General features: G+C 55.2%; 19 protein-coding genes and 1 pseudogene. 7 read left to right on the forward strand and 13 right to left on the reverse strand.

Annotation, left to right across the window (positions count from 1 at the left end):
• Window positions 1-4 precede the first annotated feature (4 nt).
• Window positions 5-226 carry a zinc ribbon domain-containing protein gene (locus tag IMQ56_RS09685; protein ID WP_015572176.1) on the forward strand — a complete coding sequence of 74 codons (222 nt, stop codon included), beginning with the start codon at window positions 5-7 and terminating at the stop codon, window positions 224-226.
• Here IMQ56_RS09685 and IMQ56_RS09690 read toward each other — a convergent pair.
• The 3 genes from IMQ56_RS09690 to xseA are packed head-to-tail and all read right to left on the reverse strand — an operon-like array spanning window position 223 to window position 3,025.
• Entirely contained in the window at window positions 223-573 is a 351-nt protein-coding gene (locus tag IMQ56_RS09690) for a protealysin inhibitor emfourin (protein WP_006811517.1), read from the reverse strand. The two genes, IMQ56_RS09685 and IMQ56_RS09690, sit on opposite strands and share 4 nt — an antisense overlap.
• Window positions 574-1,593 (reverse strand): M4 family metallopeptidase, encoded by a 1,020-nt coding sequence (locus tag IMQ56_RS09695; protein WP_032654468.1) that lies wholly within the window; start codon window positions 1,591-1,593, stop codon window positions 574-576.
• A gap of 58 nt (window positions 1,594-1,651) precedes the next feature.
• Window positions 1,652-3,025 carry an exodeoxyribonuclease VII large subunit gene (gene xseA, locus IMQ56_RS09700; RefSeq protein ID WP_196063801.1) on the reverse strand — a complete coding sequence of 458 codons (1,374 nt, stop codon included), beginning with the start codon at window positions 3,023-3,025 and terminating at the stop codon, window positions 1,652-1,654.
• 159 nt (window positions 3,026-3,184) lie between these two features.
• On the opposite strand from xseA, the gene guaB reads away from it, so the two are divergent.
• Entirely contained in the window at window positions 3,185-4,651 is a 1,467-nt protein-coding gene (guaB, locus tag IMQ56_RS09705; protein WP_003860601.1) for an IMP dehydrogenase, read from the forward strand.
• Between the two features lie 67 nt (window positions 4,652-4,718).
• The gene (gene guaA, locus IMQ56_RS09710; RefSeq protein WP_006811514.1) at window positions 4,719-6,296 is read left to right on the forward strand and encodes a glutamine-hydrolyzing GMP synthase; all 1,578 of its coding nucleotides are present in this window, start codon (window positions 4,719-4,721) and stop codon (window positions 6,294-6,296) included.
• A 526-nt stretch (window positions 6,297-6,822) separates the two neighbouring features.
• Here the strand turns inward: guaA and IMQ56_RS09715 are convergent.
• From IMQ56_RS09715 to IMQ56_RS09730, 4 genes and pseudogenes are all read right to left on the reverse strand, one after another.
• Entirely contained in the window at window positions 6,823-7,011 is a 189-nt protein-coding gene (locus tag IMQ56_RS09715) for a hypothetical protein (RefSeq protein ID WP_154299765.1), read from the reverse strand.
• Window positions 6,998-7,849 carry a DUF6602 domain-containing protein gene (locus IMQ56_RS09720; protein ID WP_154299766.1) on the reverse strand — a complete coding sequence of 284 codons (852 nt, stop codon included), beginning with the start codon at window positions 7,847-7,849 and terminating at the stop codon, window positions 6,998-7,000. The genes IMQ56_RS09715 and IMQ56_RS09720 overlap by 14 nt, the downstream gene beginning before the upstream one ends.
• Before the next feature lie 161 nt (window positions 7,850-8,010).
• Window positions 8,011-8,348: pseudogene (locus IMQ56_RS09725) on the reverse strand (integrase core domain-containing protein); the annotation flags it as partial.
• 361 nt (window positions 8,349-8,709) lie between these two features.
• Window positions 8,710-9,063: a helix-turn-helix domain-containing protein gene (locus tag IMQ56_RS09730; protein ID WP_015572178.1), complete on the reverse strand. Its 354-nt coding sequence runs from the start codon at window positions 9,061-9,063 to the stop codon at window positions 8,710-8,712.
• Between the two features lie 337 nt (window positions 9,064-9,400).
• On the opposite strand from IMQ56_RS09730, the gene IMQ56_RS09735 reads away from it, so the two are divergent.
• The gene (locus IMQ56_RS09735; RefSeq protein WP_023295135.1) at window positions 9,401-10,576 is read left to right on the forward strand and encodes an efflux RND transporter periplasmic adaptor subunit; all 1,176 of its coding nucleotides are present in this window, start codon (window positions 9,401-9,403) and stop codon (window positions 10,574-10,576) included.
• Window positions 10,577-10,599: 23 nt separating this feature from the next.
• Window positions 10,600-13,752 (forward strand): multidrug efflux RND transporter permease subunit OqxB, encoded by a 3,153-nt coding sequence (oqxB, locus tag IMQ56_RS09740; RefSeq protein ID WP_017692935.1) that lies wholly within the window; start codon window positions 10,600-10,602, stop codon window positions 13,750-13,752.
• 66 nt (window positions 13,753-13,818) lie between these two features.
• On the opposite strand, the gene IMQ56_RS09745 is transcribed toward oqxB, so the two are convergent.
• From IMQ56_RS09745 to IMQ56_RS09755, 3 genes are all read right to left on the reverse strand, one after another.
• On the reverse strand, window positions 13,819-14,298 hold the full coding sequence (locus IMQ56_RS09745) for an Rrf2 family transcriptional regulator (protein WP_003860591.1): 480 nt from the start codon (window positions 14,296-14,298) through the stop codon (window positions 13,819-13,821).
• 167 nt (window positions 14,299-14,465) lie between these two features.
• Complete coding sequence (locus tag IMQ56_RS09750; protein ID WP_196063802.1) at window positions 14,466-15,854, reverse strand: ATP-binding protein; 1,389 nt, start codon at window positions 15,852-15,854, stop codon at window positions 14,466-14,468.
• A complete protein-coding gene (locus IMQ56_RS09755; protein ID WP_017383516.1) occupies window positions 15,854-16,531 on the reverse strand; it encodes a response regulator in 678 nt (225 codons plus the stop codon). Before IMQ56_RS09755 ends, IMQ56_RS09750 begins: the two co-directional genes overlap by 1 nt.
• A gap of 203 nt (window positions 16,532-16,734) precedes the next feature.
• On the opposite strand from IMQ56_RS09755, the gene IMQ56_RS09760 reads away from it, so the two are divergent.
• The gene (locus IMQ56_RS09760) at window positions 16,735-17,571 is read left to right on the forward strand and encodes a MipA/OmpV family protein (protein WP_049132996.1); all 837 of its coding nucleotides are present in this window, start codon (window positions 16,735-16,737) and stop codon (window positions 17,569-17,571) included.
• 129 nt (window positions 17,572-17,700) lie between these two features.
• Here the strand turns inward: IMQ56_RS09760 and IMQ56_RS09765 are convergent, their stop codons facing one another.
• The 3 genes from IMQ56_RS09765 to IMQ56_RS09775 form a co-directional block, all read right to left on the reverse strand.
• Window positions 17,701-18,447 (reverse strand): alpha/beta hydrolase, encoded by a 747-nt coding sequence (locus IMQ56_RS09765; protein WP_032649056.1) that lies wholly within the window; start codon window positions 18,445-18,447, stop codon window positions 17,701-17,703.
• Between the two features lie 10 nt (window positions 18,448-18,457).
• Window positions 18,458-18,925 (reverse strand): DUF6130 family protein, encoded by a 468-nt coding sequence (locus IMQ56_RS09770; RefSeq protein WP_039270207.1) that lies wholly within the window; start codon window positions 18,923-18,925, stop codon window positions 18,458-18,460.
• A 156-nt stretch (window positions 18,926-19,081) separates the two neighbouring features.
• Complete coding sequence (locus IMQ56_RS09775) at window positions 19,082-19,252, reverse strand: YfgG family protein (RefSeq protein WP_017383512.1); 171 nt, start codon at window positions 19,250-19,252, stop codon at window positions 19,082-19,084.
• A gap of 368 nt (window positions 19,253-19,620) precedes the next feature.
• Between IMQ56_RS09775 and IMQ56_RS09780 the strand changes: the two genes are divergently transcribed.
• Entirely contained in the window at window positions 19,621-21,861 is a 2,241-nt protein-coding gene (locus IMQ56_RS09780; protein WP_032654437.1) for an EAL domain-containing protein, read from the forward strand.
• The last annotated feature ends 1 nt before the right edge of the window (window position 21,862 follow it).

Below are 21,862 nucleotides of genomic sequence, written 5' to 3' on the forward strand. Positions count from 1 at the left end.
CACCATGACGATTACCTGCCCGGATTGCCAGACACCGCTGGAGCCCCTGAACGGGGTAGCGCACTGCGAAAGTTGTAATAAAGATATCGCGCTCGAAGCCCGCTGCCCGGAGTGTCATCAGCCACTCCAGGTACTAAAAGCCTGCGGTGCGGTGGACTATTTTTGCCAGAACGGCCACGGTCTTATCTCTAAAAAACGCGTGGAGTTTGTTCGGGCCGAAGGTTAATCGCACACGCAGCCTTCACCTTTCTGCCACAGTTCCACCAGCGACTCGGGTGCTTCCTGCTCGGGTACCAGCACGATGATATCGGCGTAGTGCGCCTGATTTTGGCCGGTCCAGATAATCTGGATGCGGAAATAGCGCTGGTCACCGCTGCCGGGGGAAGAGGCTTGCCCGGGCGGCTGGCCGCGCGGGAAAGCCTGCTCAAGAATGCTCACCAGGCGCTGGCGCTGGGCCTCATTAAGCGAGGAGAGCGCAATGGTGCGCTGGCCGCTCAGTTTAGGGATAAAGGCGACGCCGCCTTCCCGGGCCAGCTCAACCACGGCGTCATCCGTCAGTTCCGGAACCTGCATTTACAGCACTCCTACCTGTTCCCAGGCTTGTTTTATAGCCGCCCCAACGTCGCTACCGGAGCGTTTCTCGCCGTGCGCGATCGTCAGTTTTGCGAAAGCGTCAAAATCCGCATCCTGCGCCAGGTTGCGATCGCAAACCGTGTCGTACCAGGCATAACCCGCTTTTTCCCAGGCGTAGCCACCGATCGCCGTTGCGGCCAGGTAAAACGCGCGGTTGGGGATGCCGGAGTTAAGATGCACGCCACCGTTATCCTCGCGCGTCTTGATGAAGTCTTTCATGTGCGCGGGCTGCGGGTCTTTGCCGAGCAGCGGATCGTCGTAGGCGGTACCGGGTTCAGACATGGAACGTAGCCCTTTGCCGTTAATCCCCGCTGCCAGCAGCCCTTCACCAATGAGCCAGTCTGCTTTATCGGCGGTTTGCTTAAGATGGTATTGCTTCACCAGCGAGCCGAACACGTCTGATAAGGACTCGTTCAGCGCGCCCGACTGCTCAAAATAGATCAGTCCGGCTTCGGTCTCGGTCACGCCGTGGCTCAGCTCATGCGCCACCACGTCGATGGCAATGGTGAAGCGGTTGAAGATTTCTCCGTCACCGTCGCCAAAGACCATCTGCTGGCCGTTCCAGAAGGCGTTCTGATATTCCCGGCCATAGTGCACGGTGCCGGTGAGGATCAGCCCTTTGTTATCGAGCGAATCGCGCTGATATTCTTTCCAGAAGAAATCATGGGTGATACCCAGATAATCGTACGCTTCATCCACCGCCACATCGCCGTTGGAGGGCTGGCCTTCATAGCGCACCTGGGTACCCGGCAGCTCCTGGGTCTGTTTCGCATCGTAGATGTCACGCTCAAGCTGACCGGCTTTATTCACATGCGGCGCGGCGGGTTTGCCCGGCATATGGGCCATCAGCGTCTGGACGTGGGTTAAGGTCTGACGGGCGCAGCGCTGCTGCGGCTCAGAACCGCTTTCGATAATACGGCGAAGAATATACGGAGGGATGACGCTATGAAAATGGGGCATGCTGCTCTCCTTATTAAAAAAGGCAATAGCAGCAGTATAGTTTGTAACCGGCGAAGATTTATCCGCTTTTACGCTGGCGCGTTTTTTTCACCGGTTTGATCTCTTTCACCTCACTCTCGACCCAGCCGTCAGAAAGCCGGGTGGTGAGCACATCCCCGGCTTTAACCTGTTTCGTTTGTTTCAGCACTTTGCCGTCCGTCGCGGTGGTCACACTATAGCCGCGAGCCAGCGTGGAGAGCGGGCTGACGGCTTCCAGATGGGTGACCGCATTGCCGAAACGCTCGCGCGTGGTGCTCAGGCGTGAGCGGATATTTTCCGCGAGGCGGAACTCAAGCTGCTGGATACGCGTTTGTGCGCGATAAATCTTCGGCTGCGGGTTTTGCTGGTTCAGACGCTGCGTGACGCGCTGCTGGCGAGATACCGCCCGCTTAAGCTGGTTATCCAGCGCGAAGTTCATCCGCTGACGCAGACGTTCCAGCACGGTTTGCTGACGCGCCAGACGCAATTGCGGATGCTGCTGTTGCAGACGATGGTGAAGCTGGGTAAAGCGGCGGGTACGGTTGGCGAGGAAGTAGTCCATCGCCATCTCCAGGCGCTGCTGCCCGTTCTGGATCTGACGCAGCAGCTCCAGCTGGTTACGGCTGACTACCTCTGCCGCCGCGGACGGCGTGGGCGCGCGTAAATCCGCGACAAAATCCGCAATCGTTACATCCGTTTCGTGACCGACGGCGCTTACCACCGGGATAAGGCTGGCAAAGATTGCCCGCGCCACGCGCTCGTCGTTAAAGCTCCAAAGGTCTTCCAGCGAGCCGCCGCCGCGCCCGACGATTAATACATCACACTCCTGACGGGCATTTGCCAGTTCAATCGCGCGCACGATCTGCCCCGGCGCATCGTCACCCTGAACGGCAGTTGGGTAAATAATGACGGGCAGGGAAGGGTCACGGCGCTTCAGGACGTGCAAAATATCGTGCAGGGCCGCACCTGTTTTCGAGGTAATGACCCCAACGCAGTGAGCGGGTGAGGGCAGGGGCTTTTTAAACTGCTGGTCGAACAATCCCTCAGTCGAAAGCATGGCTTTGAGCTGCTCGTACTTCTGTTGCAGCAAGCCTTCGCCCGCGGGCTGCATGCTCTCGACGATAATCTGATAATCGCCGCGCGGCTCATACAGGGTAATGTTGGCGCGAACCAGAACCTGCTGGCCATGCTGAGGACGGAACGTCACGCGACGGTTGCTGTTGCGGAACATCGCGCAGCGCACCTGAGCGGTGTCGTCTTTCAGCGTAAAGTACCAGTGACCGGAAGCAGGCTGCGTGAAGTTAGAGATTTCACCGCTGATCCAGACCTGTCCCATTTCCTGCTCAAGCAGCAAACGTACCGTCTGATTAAGGCGGCTGACAGTATAAATTGAGGGGGATTGAGAGGATAACATGTGAGCGGGATCAAATTCTAAATCAGCAAGTTATTCAGTCGATAGTAACCTGCTGAGAGGTGAGCGCAAGCATTTTTTTCAAAAAAGTGTGGATGCAATCGGTTACGCTCTGTATAATGCCACGGCAATATTTAACCACCCAGGTCAGAGATATTGCCCATGCTACGTATCGCTAAAGAAGCACTGACGTTTGACGACGTCCTCCTCGTTCCCGCTCACTCCACCGTTCTGCCGAATACTGCCGACCTCAGCACGCAGTTGACGAAAACCATTCGTCTGAACATTCCTATGCTCTCCGCAGCAATGGACACCGTGACTGAAGCGCGTCTGGCTATCGCCCTGGCACAGGAAGGCGGCATTGGCTTTATCCACAAAAACATGTCTATCGAGCGTCAGGCGGAAGAAGTTCGCCGCGTGAAGAAGCATGAATCCGGTATCGTGTCCGATCCTCAGACCGTTCTGCCAACCACCACGCTGCACGAAGTGAAAGCCCTGACCGAGCGTAACGGCTTTGCAGGCTATCCGGTAGTCACTGAAGACAACGAACTGGTGGGTATCATTACCGGTCGTGACGTGCGTTTCGTGACTGACCTGAACCAGCCTGTCAGCGTCTACATGACGCCAAAAGAGCGTCTGGTGACCGTGCGTGAAGGCGAAACCCGCGACGTGGTGCTGGCGAAAATGCACGAAAAACGCGTTGAGAAAGCGCTGGTTGTGGACGCGAACTTCCACCTGCGCGGCATGATCACCGTTAAAGATTTCCAGAAAGCAGAACGTAAACCGAACGCCTGTAAAGACGAGCATGGCCGTCTGCGCGTCGGCGCTGCGGTTGGCGCAGGTGCGGGTAACGAAGAGCGCGTTGACGCGCTGGTTGCTGCGGGCGTTGACGTGCTGCTGATTGACTCCTCCCACGGCCACTCCGAAGGCGTTCTGCAACGTATTCGTGAAACCCGTGCTAAATACCCGGATCTCCAGATCATCGGCGGTAACGTAGCAACCGGCGCAGGCGCTCGCGCGCTGGCGGAAGCGGGTTGCAGCGCGGTGAAAGTGGGTATCGGCCCTGGCTCTATCTGTACCACTCGTATCGTCACCGGCGTAGGCGTGCCGCAGATCACGGCGGTTTCTGACGCGGTTGAAGCGCTGGAAGGTACCGGTATTCCGGTCATCGCGGACGGCGGTATCCGTTTCTCTGGCGACATCGCCAAAGCGATCGCCGCAGGTGCCGCAGCCGTGATGGTGGGCTCCATGCTGGCCGGTACCGAAGAATCCCCGGGTGAAATCGAACTCTACCAGGGGCGTTCTTATAAATCCTACCGCGGTATGGGCTCCCTGGGCGCGATGTCTAAAGGTTCCTCTGACCGTTACTTCCAGACCGATAACGCCGCAGACAAACTGGTGCCGGAAGGTATCGAAGGCCGTGTGGCGTATAAAGGCCGCCTGAAAGAGATCATTCACCAGCAGATGGGCGGCCTGCGCTCCTGTATGGGGCTGACCGGCTGTGGTACCATTGACCTGCTGCGTACCAAAGCGGAATTCGTACGCATCAGCGGTGCGGGTATCCAGGAGAGCCACGTTCACGACGTGACGATCACCAAAGAGTCCCCGAACTACCGTCTGGGCTCCTGATAAATTTCCGCGCCCGGCTCAATGCCGGGCGCTTTGTTTTGTTTCACTTGCCTCGGAATTAGCGTCAATGACGGAAAACATTCATAAACATCGCATTCTCATCCTGGACTTTGGTTCTCAGTACACTCAGCTGGTGGCGCGCCGCGTGCGTGAACTGGGCGTTTACTGTGAGCTGTGGGCGTGGGATGTCACGGAAGCACAGATTCGCGAGTTCAATCCAAGCGGCATCATCCTTTCCGGCGGCCCGGAAAGCACCACCGAAGAGAACAGCCCGCGTGCGCCGCAGTACGTGTTCGAAGCGGGCGTACCGGTGTTCGGCGTTTGCTACGGCATGCAGACCATGGCGATGCAGCTGGGCGGCCACGTAGAAGGCTCTAACGAGCGTGAGTTCGGCTACGCACAGGTTGAAGTCGTCACCGACAGCGCTCTGGTGCGCGGTATCGAAGACTCCCTGACCGCAGACGGCAAACCGCTGCTGGACGTGTGGATGAGCCACGGCGACAAAGTCACCGCTATCCCGTCCGACTTCGTGACCGTTGCCAGCACTGAAAGCTGCCCGTTCGCCATCATGGCGAACGAAGAAAAACGTTTCTACGGCGTGCAGTTCCACCCGGAAGTGACCCACACCCGTCAGGGTATGCGCATGCTGGAGCGCTTCGTGCGTGACATCTGCCAGTGTGAAGCCCTGTGGACCCCGGCAAAAATCATCGACGATGCCGTGGAGCGTATCCGCCAGCAGGTTGGTGATGACAAAGTGATCCTCGGCCTCTCCGGCGGTGTGGACTCCTCCGTAACCGCGATGCTGCTGCACCGCGCCATCGGTAAAAACCTGACCTGCGTCTTCGTGGACAACGGTCTGCTGCGTCTGAACGAAGCCCAGCAGGTTATGGACATGTTCGGTGACCACTTCGGTCTGAACATCGTTCACGTGGAAGGCGAGCAGCGCTTCCTGGACGCGCTGAAAGGCGAGAACGATCCGGAAGCGAAACGTAAAATCATCGGTCGCGTGTTCGTGGAAGTGTTCGACGAAGAAGCGCTGAAGCTGGAAGATGTGAAATGGCTGGCGCAGGGCACCATCTACCCTGACGTGATCGAGTCTGCGGCCTCCGCTACCGGTAAAGCGCACGTCATCAAATCTCACCACAACGTGGGCGGCCTGCCGAAAGAGATGAAGATGGGCCTGGTTGAACCGCTGCGTGAGCTGTTCAAAGACGAAGTGCGTAAGATCGGCCTGGAGCTGGGTCTGCCGTACGACATGCTCTACCGTCACCCGTTCCCGGGCCCGGGTCTCGGCGTGCGCGTGCTGGGCGAAGTGAAGAAAGAGTACTGCGACCTGCTGCGTCGCGCGGACGCGATCTTCATCGAAGAGCTGCACAAAGCTGACCTGTACAATAAAGTGAGCCAGGCGTTCACCGTGTTCCTGCCGGTTCGCTCTGTCGGCGTGATGGGCGATGGTCGTAAGTACGACTGGGTAGTCTCCCTGCGTGCGGTGGAAACCATCGACTTCATGACCGCGCACTGGGCGCACCTGCCGTATGACTTCTTAGGCCGCGTGTCTAACCGCATCATCAACGAAGTGAACGGCATTTCCCGCGTGGTGTATGACATCAGCGGCAAGCCACCGGCGACGATCGAGTGGGAGTGAGTCCGCTCCCGGCACTGTCTGGCACGATCTAGCAAGAAATACCTTGGAGCCCGCTTAATTGCGGGCTTTCGGCTTTTAGGTGCTGGCAGTTTTTGGCAGCTTTGTGCATCTATGTGGCATAGGATGGGGCATTCACTTAGCCAAGTGCTATGCTTGGCGTTCGATAACATATCGCCTCTGCCGAGGGGAGCATAGTATCAAATCCCACCATTCGCCCGATTTCATTCGTTTTTCCTACTTTTTTGATGTGTTTCTGAGCATGGTATTTTTTGAACGGAATCCGCGAACCCCAAGCCAAACCTAAAGAAAAACTCTACAAGGTGAATGACCGGGATAGGCTCTACGTGGTCGTCACGGCAGTGGGCTCGGTCTCCTTTCGCTACAACTACTCGATGAGTCGCTTGTGTCGGACTCGACCGACAAGCTGGCTAGCTCCCACTGGCAGAAGTCGGCCTCAACCTGGTGGGCACCGTGGCTCAAATAAAGATGATCAAGCTGGGCTACTTATCAAACCGCGCTACCAATCTCAATCTAGTGAGATATAAGTTTGTATGTATTTCTCATCATGGTGGAGTTTCTTATCCTTTAAAATTTCAATGGCCGGAACTGAAGTAGTGGTGTAACTATAAATCAAACTACCGCTACAAGCATGACCGATCAGCAACGATGTTTTCTCTATATTTATATCGCTGCGTTTAAAATTATTTTTGGTCATAATTTAACCCTCCAGTCAGAGTTGGCATGTAGGTGGTGATTTCTGGATATAACACGGTCGTGCTTGATGCTGCCAAAAACATATAACTGCAAAAAAGATGAAAGTGCAGATTTTTATTATCAACTGGCGTCAGGAAACGATTCTTTGCTGGGGATTTTTTGGTGGGAGGATACATCCATGATTTACCATTTGGATGCATATAGAGAGCGATTCCGTCTTCGACACTTAAAATCATATTATGCTTGTGATGATTCTTTACATCGGATTCGTACCAATCATCAATCTCATTAGCAAATGTTTTGGGATCAAAGTCAAAGGCCTCACATATAAGTATAGATAAAATTTGATCATATTCGATTTCTTCTCTATTGAAAGGATATGAAATTATTGAGGCATCTCTAAAAATCGGAGTCGCTGGGAGTGAAATGTCTGCCGTAGCTTTTACTCGCGCTAATTTGTTCAAAGCATCTCGCAGTCCTGCTTTGGACAGGCGACTCTTGACTTCTCCAATAGCGCAAACTCCTTCAATAGGAAAAAAACGCTGATGCTCATTCGATTCTATTCGCGGCACTGCCGACGGGGCATAAATCACGATGTCCGCTTGGGTAGAAATTTCCCCAGCTGAGTTCATTAGAAAACCTGTACCGATTTCAAGTCTTGCGGGCACGCACAACTTTAAGAATCCTCGAATAATTTCTTCCCTGTAGGTGCCAAATTCACCAGAGTGTATTAGTTTTCCCGTTTTTGGAGATACAAATGTTTGGCGTGAGGCAGCTGAAAAAGAATGCCTAAAGAGTTCGATTTTCTCATTCAAAAGCGCGCTAAATGCTGGGTTCATTAGTTGGCTCTATTCTATTTAAAACGATCTGGTTAACGGCGAAAACTGTCGAATTTTGCTCGACAGTAGCCCAATCATAGCGAAGCGCGCGCAAGTTCATCCACCAAAGAGATTAGATTTCTGCATCGAACTTCAAAGCTAGTCACATTCTGCGTTTAAATCTATTGTAAGTATACCGGTTTAGTTCCCTCCAATTTTTGAGATTTCCGATTTTCCCTCATCAGCTGGTGCGCTTTCGGCGTCAGGTTGTTAAGGGGGACGTGTGGGCGTTCGCTGTTGTATTCGTTCAGCAAGTTCTCTGTGACTTCCCTTGCCTCTTTCAGCGTTCTGAACAGATAAAAATCCAGGATTCCCGTCCGGTAGGTCCTGTTAAAACGTTCGATAAACGCATTCTGCATGAGCTTGCCTAGACTGATAAGTTCCTGGCAACAGCATGCTCTTCTGCCCACCGCCCAAGAGCCAGAGAGGTAAATTCCGAGCCGTTGTCCATGTGCATTTGAAGCGAAACCGTGTTTAACCTCTCTCACGCCCATTCATAATTTACCGATCATCAGTCTTCAAAGGAGGGGGAGGCTACCAATCCTTACACAACGGTGTCTATCCGGACGAAACAACCCATGACTTGGGGTAGATCACATCAGTGGCTGGTTGTGCTCGAATCAGACTTTTTATAAAAGATGGTATTTTTCATGGTACTGCCACATCATAACAATATAATATACTGATATAATTGTATTTTAATTTTCAATCAATAATTGAGTGTGAATAAGCCAGTAACCCAACCTGTTTTCTCATAAACAGGTAAAAGTATTAAAACCCTCTGTTAAACAGAGGGTTTTTTTGCCCGACCGGAACGTGAACTACTGGCTCATCTGCCGCGATTCACGGCAGCCGATACTGCGTCGCCATGCGCCGGGTGCCTGACCATACTGACGCTTAAAGCTGCGGTTGAAGGACTGCTGAGAGTCAAAGCCCAGCGCGATCGCCACGTTCAGAATCGGTTCATCGCTGTGGGCCAGGCGCTCAACCGATTTTTGCAGCTTTTGCGCGCGAATATATTCGGCGAGAGGGGAGCCGGTATGCTCTTTGAAAAGCCGCTGGAGGTGCCATTTCGAATAGCCGGCTCGCCTGGAGACGGTTTCAATGTCCAGACGGCTATCGAGGTTATTGTCGATCCAGTCGAGTAAATCGTGAATGAATGCACCCGTGTTCATTTTGCTTCCCCCTACGCCGCGCATTAAAAAGCATCTTTGTTTGTTGCACTTAAAGGTGACCCGTTTTTACATTAATTGCAAGTTTTATTGTTGCATTTAAATCCCTTCTCAAAACGCGTGATTTATCTTCGCCGCAAATAGCACATAAAGTGCAACAATTATTCTTGCACTTAATTAAGCGCCTTCCTACAATCGCCGCGATAGTGTATTCGCAACTGTTACAGTTTTGTGGCGATGAACGACACAAATGGCCTTCAGCCAGCTACCGGACAAAGGAAGTGGCGCGGCGCCTCCCGCTGCGTCTTGCCCGGCGGCTACAATAACCGGAATAAAAATAATGAGCCTGCAAAAAACCTGGGGTAACTTTCATCTGAGCGCGATGGGGGTGGTTTTACTCTCCGCGCTTCTCGTCGGGTGCGATGACAGCGTCGCGCAAAATGCCGCGCCGCAAGCGCCCGTTGTCAGCGCTGCTGACGTGGTGGTGAAATCCATTAGCCAGTGGGACAGCTTTAACGGTCGCATTGAAGCGGTGGAAAGCGTTCAGCTGCGTCCGCGCGTCTCCGGCTACATTGAGAAAGTGAATTACACCGACGGCCAGGAGGTGAAAAAGGGCGAGGTGCTGTTCACGATTGATGACCGAACCTATCGCGCCGCGCTGGAACAGGCGCAGGCGAACCTGGCGAGAGCCAAAACGCAGGCCAGTCTGGCGCGAAGCGAGGCTAACCGTACCGATAAATTAGTCAATACCAACGTGGTGTCCCGCGAAGAGTGGGAGCAGCGCCGTTCCGCCGCTACCCAGGCGCAGGCCGATATTCGCGCCGCGCAGGCGGCGGTAGACGCCGCGCAACTTAACCTCGACTTCACCAAAGTGACCGCGCCTATCGACGGTCGCGCCAGCCGGGCGCTGATCACCAGCGGTAACCTGGTGACGGCGGGCGACAGCGCCAGCGTGCTCACCACCCTGGTCTCGCAGAAAACGGTTTATGTCTACTTCGACGTGGACGAGTCAACCTACCTTCACTATCAGAACCTGGCCCGCAGCGGGCAGCGGGTGTCCGGCGATCATGCGGCGCTGCCGGTGGAGATTGGCCTGACGGGCGAGGAGGGCTATCCCCATCAGGGCAAAGTGGATTTCCTGGATAACCAGCTCACGCCGGGTACCGGAACGATCCGCATGCGCGCGCTGCTGGATAACTCACAGCGTCAGTTCACGCCTGGACTCTTTGCCCGCGTGCGTCTGCCGGGCAGTGCGGAATTTAAAGCCACGCTTGTTGATGATAAGGCGGTGCTGACCGATCAGGATCGTAAATATGTCTATATCGTGGATAAAGACGGGAAAGCGCAGCGCCGCGACATTACGCCCGGGCGTCTGGCCGACGGTTTACGTATCGTACAGCAGGGGCTGAATCCCGGGGATAAAGTCATCGTCGATGGTTTACAAAAAGTGTTTATGCCGGGTATGCCGGTTAACGCGAAAACCGTTGCCATGACCGCCAGCGCCGCCCTCAACTGATCCCTTACCTGAGAATCCAATCCATGGACTTTTCCCGTTTTTTCATCGACAGGCCGATTTTTGCCGCCGTACTGTCGATTCTGATTTTTATCACAGGATTAATCGCCATCCCGCTGCTGCCGGTGAGCGAATACCCTGACGTCGTGCCGCCAAGCGTGCAGGTGCGCGCCGAGTACCCGGGCGCCAACCCGAAAGTGATTGCCGAGACCGTGGCAACGCCGCTGGAAGAGGCGATCAACGGCGTTGAGAACATGATGTACATGAAATCCGTCGCGGGCTCCGACGGCGTGCTGGTGACTACCGTCACCTTCCGTCCGGGCACCGACCCGGATCAGGCGCAGGTTCAGGTGCAAAACCGCGTCGCGCAGGCCGAAGCGCGTCTGCCGGAAGACGTGCGGCGTCTGGGCATCACGACTCAGAAACAGTCGCCAACGCTGACGCTGGTGGTGCATCTGTTTTCGCCTGGCGGTAAGTACGATTCACTGTATATGCGTAACTACGCCACGCTGAAGGTGAAGGACGAGCTGGCGCGTCTGCCTGGTGTGGGGCAGATTCAGATTTTCGGCTCGGGTGAATACGCGATGCGCGTCTGGCTGGACCCGAACAAGGTCGCGGCCCGCGGGCTGACCGCTTCGGACGTGGTCACGGCGATGCAGGAGCAGAACGTGCAGGTGTCCGCCGGGCAGCTTGGCGCCGAGCCGCTGCCGAAAGAGAGCGATTTCCTGATCTCCATTAACGCCCAGGGCCGCCTGCATACCGAAGACGAGTTCGGCAACATTGTCCTGAAAACCACGCAGGATGGTACGGTCGTCCGACTGCGCGACGTTGCGCGTGTCGAGATGGGGTCCGGCAGCTACGCGCTGCGCTCCCAGTTGAACAATAAAGACGCGGTCGGGATTGGTATCTTCCAGTCGCCGGGGGCAAACGCCATCGATCTGTCTAACGCGGTACGCGCCAAAATGGACGAACTGTCCACACGATTCCCGGACGATATGAAATGGGCGGCGCCTTACGACCCGACGGTGTTTGTACGCGACTCGATCCGCGCTGTGGTGCAAACGCTGCTGGAAGCGGTGGTGCTGGTCGTGCTGGTGGTGATCCTGTTCCTGCAAACCTGGCGCGCGTCGATAATCCCGCTGATTGCGGTGCCGGTATCGGTAGTGGGCACGTTCAGTATTCTCTACCTGCTGGGCTTTTCGCTGAATACCCTGAGCCTGTTCGGGCTGGTGCTGGCGATTGGTATCGTGGTGGACGATGCCATCGTGGTGGTGGAAAACGTCGAACGAAATATCGAAGAGGGGCTCGCCCCACTTGCGGCAGCGCATCAGGCGATGCGTGAAGTGTCCGGACCGATTATTGCCATTGCGCTGGTGCTGTGTGCGGTATTCGTTCCGATGGCGTTCCTCTCCGGCGTGACCGGTCAGTTCTACAAGCAGTTTGCGGTAACGATAGCCATTTCCACGGTGATCTCCGCGATCAACTCGCTGACGCTCTCGCCAGCGCTGGCCGCGCTGCTGTTGAAGCCGCATGGCGCCCCGAAAGATTTCCCGACCCGGCTTATCGATCGTCTGTTCGGCTGGATTTTCCGTCCGTTTAACCGCTTTTTCCACCGCAGCTCGACTGGCTATCAGGGGCTGGTGGGCAAAACGCTCGGCCGACGCGGGGCGGTGTTTGTGGTTTATTTGCTGCTGCTTTGCGCTGCGGGCGTGATGTTTAAAGCCGTTCCCGGCGGGTTTATTCCGACGCAGGATAAGCTGTACCTGATCGGCGGCGTGAAAATGCCGGAAGGCTCGTCGCTGGCGCGCACCGATGCGGTGATCCGCAAAATGAGCGAAATCGGGATGAATACCGAAGGCGTGGATTATGCGGTCGCGTTTCCTGGCCTGAATGCGCTCCAGTTCACCAATACGCCGAACACCGGGACGGTCTTCTTTGGCCTGAAGCCTTTCGACCAGCGTAAACATACTGCGGCGGAAATAAACGCGGAGATCAACGCGAAAATCGCGCAAATCCAGCAGGGCTTTGGCTTCTCGATTCTGCCGCCGCCGATTTTAGGTCTGGGCCAGGGATCGGGCTATTCGCTGTACATTCAGGATCGTGCTGGTCTGGGCTATGGCGCGCTGCAAAACGCGGTGAACACCATGTCCGGGGCGATTATGCAGACGCCGGGGATGCATTTCCCTATCTCAACCTACCAGGCAAACGTTCCGCAGCTGGATGTACAGGTTGACCGTGATAAGGCGAAAGCGCAGGGCGTGTCGCTCACCGATCTCTTCGGGACGCTGCAAACCTATCTGGGCTCGTCTTATGTGAATGACTTCAACCAGTTCGGTCGCACCTGGCGCGTAATGGCACAGGCCGACGGGCAGTTCCGCGACAGCGTGGAAGATATCGCGAATTTACGCACCCGTAATAGCCAGGGTGAAATGGTGCCGATTGGCAGTATGGTGAAAATCACGACCACCTACGGTCCGGACCCGGTGATCCGCTACAACGGCTACCCGGCGGCGGATCTGATTGGCGATGCTGACCCGCGCGTGCTCTCTTCCGCGCAGGCGATGACGCAGCTGGACGGTATGTCTAAGCAGATCCTGCCGAACGGGATGAATATTGAATGGACGGACCTGAGCTTCCAGCAGGCCACCCAGGGCAACACGGCGCTGATCGTCTTCCCGGTCGCGGTGCTGCTGGCGTTCCTGGTGCTGGCGGCGCTGTATGAAAGCTGGACGCTGCCCCTGGCGGTGATCCTCATCGTGCCGATGACGATGCTCTCCGCGCTGTTCGGCGTCTGGCTGACCGGGGGCGATAACAACGTCTTCGTGCAGGTAGGGCTGGTGGTACTGATGGGGCTGGCCTGTAAAAACGCGATTCTTATCGTGGAGTTTGCCCGCGAGCTGGAAATTCAGGGCAAAGGCATTATGGAGGCCGCGCTGGAAGCGTGCCGCCTGCGTCTACGCCCGATTGTAATGACCTCTATCGCCTTTATTGCCGGGACCATTCCACTGATCCTTGGTCACGGGGCAGGGGCAGAAGTGCGCGGCGTCACCGGGATCACCGTGTTCGCCGGGATGCTGGGTGTGACGCTGTTTGGTCTGTTCCTGACGCCGGTCTTTTACGTGACGCTGCGTAAGTTCGTGACGCGCGGTAAAGCGGAAAGAGAGGTGTTGCCTGCGTAGGACGTAGCAGATAGCAAAAAGCCGCCTTCACAATGAAGGCGGCTTTTTTTTCGCAGTCTGTCAGGATTAGGGCGCTTTTTTATGCTGTGTGCAGAGTTCCGGCACCGGATCGCACCCGCTGGTATCGGCTTTTTTCACCTCTTCCAGCGCGCTGGCGACGGTATGGCGCGCTAAAACCGCTAACGAAGCCTGCTCCGCTTCATCAGCGATTGATTTGAAGTACCAGCAGGCGTTGGCGCTGACCACGCAGCGGGCCGGGACGTCAGGACGGGACGCCCACAGCTTTTTATCTTCAGTGACGGAGAGGTAGATATCACGCAGGGTAATCTCTTCCGCCGGGCGGCCAAGGTGAATAGAGCCGTTGCGGCCAAGCGTAGAGACGATAATGCCGTCGCGGGCGAGAGGAACCATTAATTTGCGGATAAAGCTCGGATTCGCTTCCAGGCCGTAAGCCAGGATTGCACTCGTCGAACGTTCACCCGATTGCTCCGCCATCGCTACGCTGAGAACCATCTGCAAAGCTGTCGGGAAGCGGTAATCTAACATTTTTCTGTCCTGGGTTGCGGTGAATCTTGTTCTTTTTGGCACCGCAGAGGTGAATAATCAGTAAGTAACAATATAACAAATACGGTAATTTTATTGAAGCAATCTGCGGCATACGTGAAGTAACGCTGCGCTGACACATGTCAGGACGTGTAGCGCCGCGTTTACGTTCATGCGAACGCCGGATTCGGGAAATCAACGGTCACCATAAGACCGCCTTCGGCTGACGTACTCAGATTGACCCTGCCGTTGTGTTGCTGCGTAACGGCTTTAACGATAGCAAGCCCCAGTCCACTCCCGCTTTGGGTCTGATTAGGATCGCGGAAAAATCTGTCGAACACGCGCTCCCACAATTCAACCGGAATGCCGGGACCCGCGTCTGAGACGCGCAGCTGAGCGGACTTGTCACGCGATTGCAGTTGTACCTCAATGCGTCCACCCTCAGGGCTGTACTTCACGGCATTCTCAATTAAATTGTCGATCAGCGATACCAGACGTTCCCGAATGCCTGTGATATGGATTTCATCATCGGCGATGAATTCAAACTCAATTCTGCGCCCGGACGCCAGCGGTTCCAGGGCAGCCATTCGCTCCTGAATAAGCGTAGTCAGCGGCACAGGCGACATCACCGTGCTGATGTGCGCTTCGCTGTGCATCATCAGCAGAAGCTGATTGACGAGACGCGCAGCACGGCTATTGCTGCGAACAATGCCCGCAAGCAGCTCCTGCTGGCTTTCGCTGATGACCCAGGACTGCAACGCCTCGACGTTGATCCGCATCGCGGCCAGAGGCGTACGCAGTTCGTGTGCGGCATCGGCAATAAACATTCTTTCCCTTTCGGCGCTTTCCCGCACCCTGGCCAGAAAGTCATTAATCGCGTCGACTGTCTGGCGAAGCTCCCTGTGTCTGGGGACGGCTTTTAAAGGCGAGAGATCGTCCGGCGTGCGCAATGAAATTTCATTCACCACCTTGTTCCAGGGGCGCATCGCGATGCGGATGGACAGCCACGCGGGGAACAGAAGAAAAGGGATGCATATCATCAGCGGCATGACGTAGTAGCCGCGCGAGTTCAGATAGATAAAGAAATTCCAGCTACCGGCAGGGGTAAAAAGGGTGACTTCCACGTCGGAGTGCGCGGATTTGAGGGTACGGCTCGTCCATTTATGGTCCTCACTCTGGACATGCTGCATGACCCCCAGACGGCTATTTTTTACCCCCGTCGGCGCACCATCCGAAGAAAAAATAATCTCGTTATTCTTGCGAACAATGAGGTTGATGGACAGCTCCGGATCTTCGCCGCCGCCATAGCCCTCCCGCAGCGCCTTGCTGAACGCTGCCAGCACAGCATCACGCGCCTGCGGACGATCGTCCATGCTCTCTACCAGGGAAAACAGGGTTTCGTAAGTCTCACTGCCCGTCAGTATGGGAGGGCTACGCAGGTCTTCCAGCAAAATGAAGGTTAAAAAGAGACACCAGAGCAACGTAAGCAGCAGCATCTGGGCGACCAGCATTCGCCTGACCAGCGTGGGAAGCCGGAGGTGGTGCCAAAAATTACGCATCAACCTGCCGCCTTCTGAACGGGTACGGTATCAATGACATACCCAACGCCTCTTACCGTTCGCACAAAACCATCGCCAATTTTTCGCCGCAGGTTACCCATATGCACGTCAAGCGCGTTGCTGAGGTTTTCTTTCGTGCCAAATATCCTTTCTTCCAGATACCGTCGCGTAAGCACGCGATCGGCGCGCAGCATTAACGTTTCAAGCAGCGCATATTCGCTTGCCGTCAGCTCAACGTGGCGTGCGCTCACCGTTACGCGACGCGTCGGAATATGAAGCGACAAACCGCGAATTTCTATTGCCTCATTTTCAAAACCGTAACTGCGCCGCGCAAGGGCTCTCACGCGCGCCAGCAGTTCGGCGAGAACAAAAGGTTTGACCAGATAATCGTCTGCACCTGCATCCAGCCCGCACAGGCGGTCCTGTAGCGTGCCTCGCGCCGTCAGGATGATGACGGGGACGCCCTTAAGCTGTTGACGCAGGCGCGTCATCAGGCTCATGCCATCGCCATCGGGCAGCCCCAGGTCGAGCAAAATAAGTTCCGGCACGCAGATCCCAAGCTGATGCAGCGCATCCTCTTTGCGGCGTACCCATATGACATCAAATCCTTGATCTGCAAGGGCGATACGCACGCCATTGCCGAGATCCAGGTCGTCTTCAATTAGTAGAATTTTCACATTGGTAACTGTATCAACAGTGCATGAAGAACAACTGAAGAAAAAACGGTAACAGGAATTCTACAGGGTTTACAGAACCTTCACGTGCTTCAGCATTTCTTCATTTACGGCTCATAAGAACCTTAGGGTAAGTATTCAGAATGAGCGCTCTGGCGTTTAACACCGCTTGTATCGCAATCATCTGAATCCAAAGGGCTTCTTTAATGAGAAACATCACACTGCGTAATAGTTTCCCCCGTTCACGCATCGGTCGCAGCATGAAAAGCATCTTGCCGGGGGCCGTCCTGGCGTTACTGGCCACCCCGGCACTGGCGACAGAGCAGCCTCAGGGCAACGTGTTAACCCTGGGTGGCGGCGTGGATGTTGCGCCACGCTATTCCGGTTCGGACAAGAGCCGGGTCTCTGCGGCTCAGGTGGTTGATTACGCGATGGCCAATGGTTTTTTTGTCAGCACCACGCGGGGGATCGGCTACGGCAACAGCTTTGGTAACCTGGACTACAACGCAGCGCTGAGCTATCGCGCAGGACGTAAGGATCGCGACGTAAGCAGCGATTCGATCGCCTCCGGCAGCGACGACCTGCGAGGAATGGGTGACATTAAAGGCTCAGCTATCGTTGTGCCAGGGCTGGGATACAGGGTGACTGACTGGCTGACCGTGCAGTTACAGGCAGAGGTCCCGGTTTCTGAGAGAGACAATGGTGAAGCTGTGCATTTCGGCATTGCCAGCCCGCTCTATACATCTCCGAAAAATGCGTTAACGCTGGCGCTGACCGGTAGCTGGGGATCCAGTAAGTATGTGCAAACCTACTACGGGGTGAATGCCGCCCAGTCGGCCGCATCGGGTTTTGCCCGACACGATGCCGGATCGGGAATATATGCGTATTCGCTGAGCCTGGACTGGACCCATAAGCTTACCTCCCGCTGGAGCCTGCTTGCCGCAGCTGGCGTTACGCAGCTGACGGGGGAGGCCGGCGATAGCCCCATTGTTCAGCGAAAAACGTCTCCTGTGGGAAGTTTGAAGGTGACGTACAGCTTCTGATGGTTCAGCGAGGGGGAAGGCGCGTTTGTGACAAAACCGCACATAACCCCGTTGCAGGAGCCGGAAGTGCATAAAGCCCGCAGGATGGCGTGGCCCGAAGTCGGACCGTTCATCATGCGGGCTTTTTTATCACTGTTGACCCGATAACGCCTGTTCAATCGTACGGGTAATGACGTCTGGCTGGCTGACCATCGATACATGGCTTGCCGCTACCTCCGTGGTGTTGGCGTTGATTTTCTTCGCCATTGCGCGCTCTAGCTCAGGATTGATCATCCGGTCATTTTTGCTGACCACATACCAGCTCGGTTTGTCATGCCAGGCGGCATGCGCGATTTTCTCCCCAAACGCATCGGCCTTAATGGGGCTCTGCGTCGCGGCAATCACGCTGCGCTCAACGTCCTTCACGTCAGGGGCGAAATTCTCGCTGACCGCTTTTATCGGCAGATATAAATACCCCTCTGTGGTTTTAGCGAGGCTGGCGCTCCCTGGCGGAGCAGGGAAGCTATTTGCCAGAGCTGCCGTCGACTGGCCGGAATCCGGCGCAAAAGCGGCAACGTAAACCAGTGACTTCACGCGGGCATTGTTTCCCGCCTCGCTGATTACCGTCCCGCCCCAGGAGTGACCGACCAGCACCACATCCCCATGAGCCCGGGCGATAGCACGCTGCGTGGCGGCGACATCATCTTTCAGAGACGTGAGCGGAAGTTGTACCGCAATGACCTCGGTATGGTGTTTTTGCAGCCGGGTAATCACCTTATTCCAGCTGCTGCCGTCGGCAAACGCCCCGTGCACCAGCACCACGCTGGCTTTCGTCTCTGCCAGCGCGCTGGTGGAAACCGCCAGCACCATCGCTGTTAATACAGACAATGCTTTCATAACAGGCTCCTTAAAAGTGATGAACCGCGGCGTGTGGCGGCACGGTGAATTCAACGGTTTTATAGTCGATGGGTTTATGCGTCGGGTCGGCAACGACGATCGTCACCTTGTGCTTTCCTGCGGGCAGCCCGACCAGGATCACCGGCTCGCCGCTGGTATCAGCCCAGTGCCAGGGCGCGTCATCCACCACAACGTGAATATGGCCGATACGCGGAGTGACTTTCAGCGCGTCGGGTCCAAATACAGGTTCAATGCGCAGGTTTTCGACACGGTACTGAATAAAGACCGCACCTTTACTTAGCGGTCCCGCCAGCGGCGGATCGACAATCAGTTTTGCTGGCGGCTGGGGGTGTTCAGGCGGGGCGACGGCGGCTGGACCGTTGACATCAGCGGCGCTCAGGCCATGCAACGGTGCGGCCATTGCGCCAGCAAAGGACGTCAGCGCAAATACAGGAAGCAGGAAATATCGACGAATCATCTGTTTCTCTCCTCATCAGTTTATTATGGCGAGGGATACAGAAGACCATTTTTATGTATCGGGGATGTTTGCTTTTGCGGGCGTGTTGTACCGGTTTGTCAGCGTAGCGCTCGGGATACAGTGCGATACAGTTTGTCTGCCGGGAGCAAACACGCTTTAGCGCTCGGGCGAATCCACCACAAGACCTGATTGCTGTGACTGAATTTTGTCCTGATGGTGATACCAGGCGCCAATGGAGGAATAAACAAAGCGGCCAAAGAAAAACAGGAAACTGATGAGCAGTATGATGCGGGTCATCCGGGTGTTAAATCGATGTCGTTTTCGCATACGCGTAGCCTGACTCACTTTCTTTGCCTGAGTATACCCTTTTGGGCGATGCGGCTATTAAGGCACAGCCGCAAGTCAGGGTCAATTCGGCGAAATGTAAAATAGCGTCAATGCTTACATTAATTTATGTTATTAAAAACAACGCTTTTATTTATCGCATTGATAATTACAGGAAAAATATTCAAAAAAAACGTAAGAAAGGTTTATTCAGATAAATTAATTTGATTTAGGTCAACCGCATCCCGTCGTTGATATTTAAAATCCCTCCTCCACTGTGCTTGCCAGGAATTTTCCAGGCAACGTGTACGTCAGGTTGGATGCCTGTCTTCATTTACCCTCTGGAGCGCAAGGGTTGTAAACGAGCATCTATGAATATTCACCACATCCTGAAGCAAAATAAAGACCGCTGGTGGGCACTTCCTCTTATTTTACCCGTCGTGTTACTCCCGGTGCTTAGTGTGGCTAATACCTTAACGCAGTTGGGCGACGGTATCGTTGCGCTCTATTATCTACCGCTCTCCTTTTTGCTGACGCTGATGTTATTCTTTGGCCTAGAAGCCCTCCCCGGGGTGGTGGTGTCGCTGTTTTTACGTTATTACCCCTCCGTTGGGTTATTTGAAGCCATGGCCGGCATTCTGCATTTTATCGTTCCTCTGGTGCTCAGCTGGGGCGGTTATCGCGTGTTTGCGCCCCGGCGCAATATGACCGCTTACGGTGACATACGCCTGATGGGGCAGCGTATTTTCTGGCAGGTGTTTTGCCCGGCAACGCTATTTCTGCTGCTGTTTCAGTTTGCGGTCTATCTCGGCGTCTATGAGAGCCGCCAGAGCCTCGCAGGACTGAATCCCCTCAATATTCGGACCCTTATTAACTATCAGGGGCTGCTGGTGAGCGGGCTGACGGGCGTGCCGCTAAGCTACCTGCTGATCCGCCTGATACGTCATCCGCGCTATATCAAGGGACTGATGTCCCAGCTCCGCGCGCAAATAGACAAAAAGGTGACGGCCTTTGAGTTTGTGGTGTGGTTTTTAGCCCTGGGCGGGTTGCTGGTCATGCTGCTGCTGCCCATGAATGCAAACAGTTCCATTTTCAGTACCAACTACACCTTGTCCCTGCTGATGCCCGTGATGCTCTGGGGGGCGATGCGCTTTGGCTACAAGCTGATGTCACTCATCTGGACGCCGGTCCTGCTGGTGTCGATTCACTTTTTTTATCACTACATTCCGGTGCAAGAGGGGTATGGCATTCAGCTGGCGATCACCTCATCCAGCTATCTGGTCTTTTCCTTCGTTGTGACGTACATGTCGATGCTGGCGACACGTCAGCGGGCCATCAATATTCGCTCCCGCAGTCAGGCTTTTCTCGATCCGGTGGTGCATATGCCCAACCTGCGGGCGCTGTCGCGCGAGCTGGCCAGTCATCCGTGGTCAGCGCTCTGTTTACTGCGCGTGCCCGAGCTGGAGGTGCTGGGACGCAATTACGGCGTGATGCTGCGGATCCAGTATAAACAGCAGCTGGCGCAATGGATAAACGGTACCCTTCAGCCCAATGAGCGAGTCTATCACCTCACGGGGTATGACATGGCGGTGCGTCTGGAGGCGGAGTCGCATCAACAGCGCATTGAAACGCTGGACGAGCATATCAAGCAGTTTGTTTTTATCTGGGATGGTATGCCGGTACAGCCTCAGGTCGGCGTGAGCTATTGCTATGTACGCTCACCCGTCAATCATCTCTATCTGGTGCTGGGGGAACTGGGCATCGTGGCCGATCTCTCCCTTTCTACCAACCACCCGGAAAATCTTCAGCAGCGCGGGGCTGTTCATTTGCAGCGTAGCCTGAAAGATAAGGTCGCGATGATGAGTCGTTTGCAGGCCGCGCTGGAGCAGGACGCTTTTACCCTGCTGGTTCAGCCTGTTCGCGGGCTGCGCGGTGATTGTTATCACGAGGTGCTGCTGCGAATGCGTGATGATAACGGGGCGCTGATCTTTCCCGAGCAGTTCCTGCCCATTGCACAGGAGTTTGGTTTATCGTCGCGTGTTGATTTATGGGTACTGGAGCATACGTTGAGTTTTCTGGCACAGCACCGCCAGCGTTTGCCGGGCCAGCGCTTTGCGATCAACCTCGCACCTTCTACCGCCTACAGGGCGCAGTTCCCGCTTGAAGTGAGCCGCCTGTTAGCCAAATACGCCGTTGAAGCGTGGCAGCTGATCTTTGAAGTGACCGAAAGCAGCGCCTTTGGTCATGCGGATCTGGCGGCGTCGACCCTCAGGAAATTACAAAAAATGGGCATCCGGATCGCCATTGATGATTTTGGCACGGGCTACGCCAGCTATGCGCGGTTAAAAAGCGTGGACGCAGACATTCTCAAAATCGACGGCGGCTTTATTCGCAATATTGTCAGCAACAGCCTGGATTACCAGATTGTGGCTTCCATTTGCCATCTGGCCCGGATGAAGAAAATGCTGGTGGTGGCGGAATATGTGGAAACGGAAGAGATACGTAGCGCGGTGCACGCGCTAGGTATCGATTATGTGCAGGGCTATTTGATTGGGTTGCCGGCTGAGCTTGATACGTTGCTCAACACGCAGCCTTCTCAGGAGACCGCCTGAG

It is taken from the genome of Enterobacter sp. Res13-Sevr-PEC09-46 (genome assembly GCF_015672585.1).
Lineage (GTDB): Bacteria > Pseudomonadota > Gammaproteobacteria > Enterobacterales > Enterobacteriaceae > Enterobacter > Enterobacter hormaechei_C.

Coding starts and splice junctions, on each gene's coding strand:
- guaA (WP_006811514.1), top strand. CDS start 4,719: ATGACGGAAAACATTCATAAACATCGCATTCTCATCCTGGACTTTGGT.
- IMQ56_RS09715 (WP_154299765.1), bottom strand. CDS start 7,011: ATGACCAAAAATAATTTTAAACGCAGCGATATAAATATAGAGAAAACA.
- IMQ56_RS09695 (WP_032654468.1), bottom strand. CDS start 1,593: ATGCCCCATTTTCATAGCGTCATCCCTCCGTATATTCTTCGCCGTATT.
- IMQ56_RS09775 (WP_017383512.1), bottom strand. CDS start 19,252: ATGCGAAAACGACATCGATTTAACACCCGGATGACCCGCATCATACTG.
- IMQ56_RS09750 (WP_196063802.1), bottom strand. CDS start 15,854: ATGCGTAATTTTTGGCACCACCTCCGGCTTCCCACGCTGGTCAGGCGA.
- IMQ56_RS09730 (WP_015572178.1), bottom strand. CDS start 9,063: ATGAACACGGGTGCATTCATTCACGATTTACTCGACTGGATCGACAAT.
- IMQ56_RS09685 (WP_015572176.1), top strand. CDS start 5: ATGACGATTACCTGCCCGGATTGCCAGACACCGCTGGAGCCCCTGAAC.
- IMQ56_RS09760 (WP_049132996.1), top strand. CDS start 16,735: ATGAGAAACATCACACTGCGTAATAGTTTCCCCCGTTCACGCATCGGT.
- IMQ56_RS09765 (WP_032649056.1), bottom strand. CDS start 18,447: ATGAAAGCATTGTCTGTATTAACAGCGATGGTGCTGGCGGTTTCCACC.
- xseA (WP_196063801.1), bottom strand. CDS start 3,025: ATGTTATCCTCTCAATCCCCCTCAATTTATACTGTCAGCCGCCTTAAT.
- IMQ56_RS09720 (WP_154299766.1), bottom strand. CDS start 7,849: ATGAACCCAGCATTTAGCGCGCTTTTGAATGAGAAAATCGAACTCTTT.
- IMQ56_RS09780 (WP_032654437.1), top strand. CDS start 19,621: ATGAATATTCACCACATCCTGAAGCAAAATAAAGACCGCTGGTGGGCA.
- guaB (WP_003860601.1), top strand. CDS start 3,185: ATGCTACGTATCGCTAAAGAAGCACTGACGTTTGACGACGTCCTCCTC.
- IMQ56_RS09770 (WP_039270207.1), bottom strand. CDS start 18,925: ATGATTCGTCGATATTTCCTGCTTCCTGTATTTGCGCTGACGTCCTTT.
- IMQ56_RS09735 (WP_023295135.1), top strand. CDS start 9,401: ATGAGCCTGCAAAAAACCTGGGGTAACTTTCATCTGAGCGCGATGGGG.
- oqxB (WP_017692935.1), top strand. CDS start 10,600: ATGGACTTTTCCCGTTTTTTCATCGACAGGCCGATTTTTGCCGCCGTA.
- IMQ56_RS09690 (WP_006811517.1), bottom strand. CDS start 573: ATGCAGGTTCCGGAACTGACGGATGACGCCGTGGTTGAGCTGGCCCGG.
- IMQ56_RS09745 (WP_003860591.1), bottom strand. CDS start 14,298: ATGTTAGATTACCGCTTCCCGACAGCTTTGCAGATGGTTCTCAGCGTA.